2 tRNA genes and 2 rRNA genes are annotated in these 1,038 nt (G+C 54.0%); all 4 read left to right on the top strand.

From position 1 onward, the window contains the following. Positions 1-133: ribosomal RNA gene (locus V6D20_03555) — 16S ribosomal RNA — on the top strand; the annotation flags it as partial. Between the two features lie 184 nt (positions 134-317). Further along, a tRNA-Ile gene (locus V6D20_03550) sits at positions 318-394 on the top strand. Positions 395-412: 18 nt separating this feature from the next. Continuing rightward, positions 413-488: transfer RNA gene (locus V6D20_03545), tRNA-Ala, on the top strand. A gap of 240 nt (positions 489-728) precedes the next feature. Then, positions 729-1,038 (top strand): 23S ribosomal RNA (locus tag V6D20_03540); the annotation flags it as partial.

The following is a 1,038-nucleotide window of genomic DNA, read 5'->3' as shown; positions in this document are numbered from 1 at the left end:
CCATGGGAGTTGGTTTCACCCGAAGATCGTGCGCTAACCTTTTAGGAGGCAGCGAGCCACGGTGGGATCAGCGACTGGGGTGAAGTCGTAACAAGGTAGCCGTAGGGGAACCTGCGGCTGGATCACCTCCTTTCTAAGGATTTTCACGAAAGCGCCGGCGCTAGCCGTCGGAAGTGCTTCGTGGTTTCCAAAGAACACTGCCGTCGTCCTCATGTCCTTTCATCACTGGAGATTGCTCGCGGGCGCTTTGCGTCCGGGTGCAAATGCCTGAGCCGGCTCACGCCCCTCGCGGCCAATAGGCCGTCGATGGCGCATGTGGGCCTGTAGCTCAGTTGGTTAGAGCGCACCCCTGATAAGGGTGAGGTCAGAGGTTCAAATCCTCTCAGGCCCACCATTACTTGTCTGGCTTTATGGGGCCTTAGCTCAGCTGGGAGAGCACCTGCTTTGCAAGCAGGGGGTCATCGGTTCGATCCCGATAGGCTCCACCAGACATCTCCAGGATGAAACGAAACAGATCCGGCATTGGCCGGTAGGCGGGTTTCCGCCGTTCTTTGACATTGTGAATGGGTTTTTAAATCGATGCCGTGGCGGTATCGTGATGACGGCTTTCGAGCTGTTGGATCGGTGCCATCACAAATCAATCAAAATTGATTATCTGGCTGAGATAATTCTCTACATCATCGCTAGACGATGGGCTTTTATGCAGGCCTGTCGTTGATGGTGTGGATTCTCAAGCGTGAGGTAAGAGCATTTGGTGGATGCCTTGGCATGTACAGGCGAAGAAGGACGTGGCACGCTGCGATAAGCGTCGGGGAGCTGTGAGCAAGCTTTGATCCGACGATTTCCGAATGGGGAAACCCACCTTCACCATTTCTTCCATTTTCCGTTCGCGGGATTTGGGAGAGGTGGATAAGGTATCACCTTAGTGAATATATAGCTTTGGTGAAGCGAACCCGGGGAACTGAAACATCTCAGTACCTGGAGGAAAAGAAATCAACCGAGATTCCCGTAGTAGTGGCGAGCGAACCGGGACCAGGC

This window comes from Candidatus Obscuribacterales bacterium (genome assembly GCA_036703605.1).
Taxonomy (GTDB): Bacteria; Cyanobacteriota; Cyanobacteriia; order RECH01; family RECH01; genus RECH01.
This window is presented reverse-complemented; position numbering and strand designations above follow the sequence as displayed.